4 protein-coding genes are annotated in these 1,949 nt (G+C 63.3%); all 4 read right to left on the bottom strand.

Translation table 11 applies throughout. The features are described 5' to 3' along the window. Positions 1-10 precede the first annotated feature (10 nt). The gene (locus tag FJ980_RS30170) at positions 11-562 is read right to left on the bottom strand and encodes a hypothetical protein (protein WP_140547258.1); all 552 of its coding nucleotides are present in this window, start codon (positions 560-562) and stop codon (positions 11-13) included. A gap of 4 nt (positions 563-566) precedes the next feature. Continuing rightward, the gene (locus FJ980_RS30165; RefSeq protein WP_140547257.1) at positions 567-914 is read right to left on the bottom strand and encodes a hypothetical protein; all 348 of its coding nucleotides are present in this window, start codon (positions 912-914) and stop codon (positions 567-569) included. Positions 915-919: 5 nt separating this feature from the next. After that, entirely contained in the window at positions 920-1,510 is a 591-nt protein-coding gene (locus tag FJ980_RS30160; RefSeq protein WP_140547256.1) for a hypothetical protein, read from the bottom strand. Next, the coding region (locus tag FJ980_RS30155; protein ID WP_348640671.1) for a hypothetical protein at positions 1,507-1,949 on the bottom strand (443 nt) is incomplete at its 5' end. The genes FJ980_RS30155 and FJ980_RS30160, both read right to left, overlap by 4 nt.

Here is a 1,949-nt window from a genome sequence, read left to right as displayed (position 1 = left end):
ATTGAAATCATCACGCCGCCCTCGCCATTTTGAACCGCTGACAGGCCTCGCCGGCCATCGCGATGCCGACCGCTTCCGCGGCATCGGCATTCTTCACGTCGATCTTCAGAACCCGGCAGCGTTCGATTGCGGCCCGCTTCCACATGGCGCGGTCGAAACCTGGCGAGCGCCCCATGCCGAGGAAATGCTTCCGCCATGTCGACGACGGAATGGTTTCCCACGGAATGCCATAGCCGCCGCCGATGATGGCCACCGCGGCGCAGACCAGCCCCTCTAGCTGCAAGGCGTTGGGGTTGATGGTTTGCTCGTCGACCGGGCCGGCAAGCGTCTGGCGCGTCTTCTTGAACGAGACGACATTGCGCATCGGCTGCTCGATCGCCACGAAGTCGGGGCGGTTGCCCTTGATCATGTCGCGCAATTGGCGGCCGAGCGATTCCGCCTTCTCCTCGGCGTTCTCACCGACGGCCTTGATGAGGCCGGTCTTGATCGAAGACAGCGATGAGCCGGGCTCGTACCAGGCGAAGCCTGTAACCGTCGCGATATCCATTCCAAGGATGAGCACCCGGCTACTCCGCCGCCACGAGTTCAGGCCGGCGGCCGCGCTTCCTGCTGACCGGGATCGCAGGTGATGCGGGCTCATCGAAATCAGGATCCGCGCCGACCTCCAGCCCCCGCGCTGCCGCTTCGAAGGAAGCGATCACGACATTGGTCTGCCGCAACCGTTCCTGCTGGTCGGTGATTTCACGCTGAAGCCGTTCGCGCTCGCCACGCGCATCATCCAGGATGACGTCGATGGCATTTGCAGACCGGTTGAGGATGCCGGGATCGCTCTCGACTTCCATGCTGGCAATGGCATCGATCATGGACAGGGTGATGCTGTCTGCGGGCTTGGGACGGCGGAAAAGATGGAGCATGGCCGTTACTCCGCCGCTTCGAGGTCGGCGTCTGCATCGTCGAACGGATCGTCGCCGTTGTCGGCGCCTTTGATCAGTTCGTCCTTGGCCGCATTCCTCTTCAACATCGCGGCTTCGAAGTTGTCGCGCACCGTTGCTTGGCCCCTGTCGTAGGCATCGAGCCAGCGGGTATCCTCATCGGAGCCGGTTGCGTATCCACTTGTGCGGCCGAGCGCGGCGAGGCCGGCCAACTCGCCAGCGCGTTCAATCTTCTCGACGGCCGGCGCACGGTCGCGGAACATGTCGGACTGGAAGCCGCTCGACAGACCCAGCCAGGAAAGGATCTCGCCCTCGGCAACGAAGCGGTCGGTGACCGTCTTCTTGTCGTCGGCACCGATTGCCTTGATGGCATAATCGATATCGCCGAGGACCAGCCCGTCAGCCTGCGCGGTCTTGCCGTCGGCTTTCTTGGCGGCGCCCGCCTCGGCAATGTTGGCGTTGTGCGCCATGCGCTTTCGCAGGTGGTGGAAGAACAGCGACTTGCGCTCGTTCTCCGTTAGTTCCTTGGAGTTGTGGCCCTCGCCGGCCGGTGCTGCCTTTGCCTTGGTTCTGCTCATCTCATCTCCTGTTCCGACGAGCCGCGCGAAGCGCCCGCCATGCCGCCACCCATCGCCGGATGGCCTTGATCAACCGCATTGCTTTCCTCGATTTCCCGCTGCTCCCGCTCCATCGCGGCTGCCGCGTTTTCCACCCATGCGCAGAGATGCCAGTACCGATTGCGCAGGGCGCGATAGACATCCCCGTCGACGCTGGCCATGGTCCGCCAACGCTTCCACAGCCGCTCGGCTTGCGCTGGCGATATCCCCGCTTCCCTTGCTGCCCTCTCCCGAGCTGCGGTGGAGGTGTCCCCCGCGCCTCGGTAGTGCTTCCTGGTGCCGGCGTTCAGCAACTCAAACGCCTCGATGACTGCCGTACTCATGTCGTTACTGCCCCGGTTCAGGTCGTCTTTGACCCGTCGTGTGTCACCCATGACCTTTTCCTTTCGATATCTCTGTG

This window comes from Mesorhizobium sp. B1-1-5 (genome assembly GCF_006443065.1).
Lineage (GTDB): Bacteria > Pseudomonadota > Alphaproteobacteria > Rhizobiales > Rhizobiaceae > Mesorhizobium.
The sequence above is the reverse complement of the archived record's forward strand: the minus strand, read 5'-3'. Positions and strand labels throughout refer to the sequence as shown.

What these genes read in the sequence shown, in the direction of transcription:
- FJ980_RS30160 (WP_140547256.1), bottom strand. Translation starts at nt 1,510, where the DNA reads ATGAGCAGAACCAAGGCAAAGGCAGCACCGGCCGGCGAGGGCCACAAC.
- FJ980_RS30165 (WP_140547257.1), bottom strand. Translation starts at nt 914, where the DNA reads ATGCTCCATCTTTTCCGCCGTCCCAAGCCCGCAGACAGCATCACCCTG.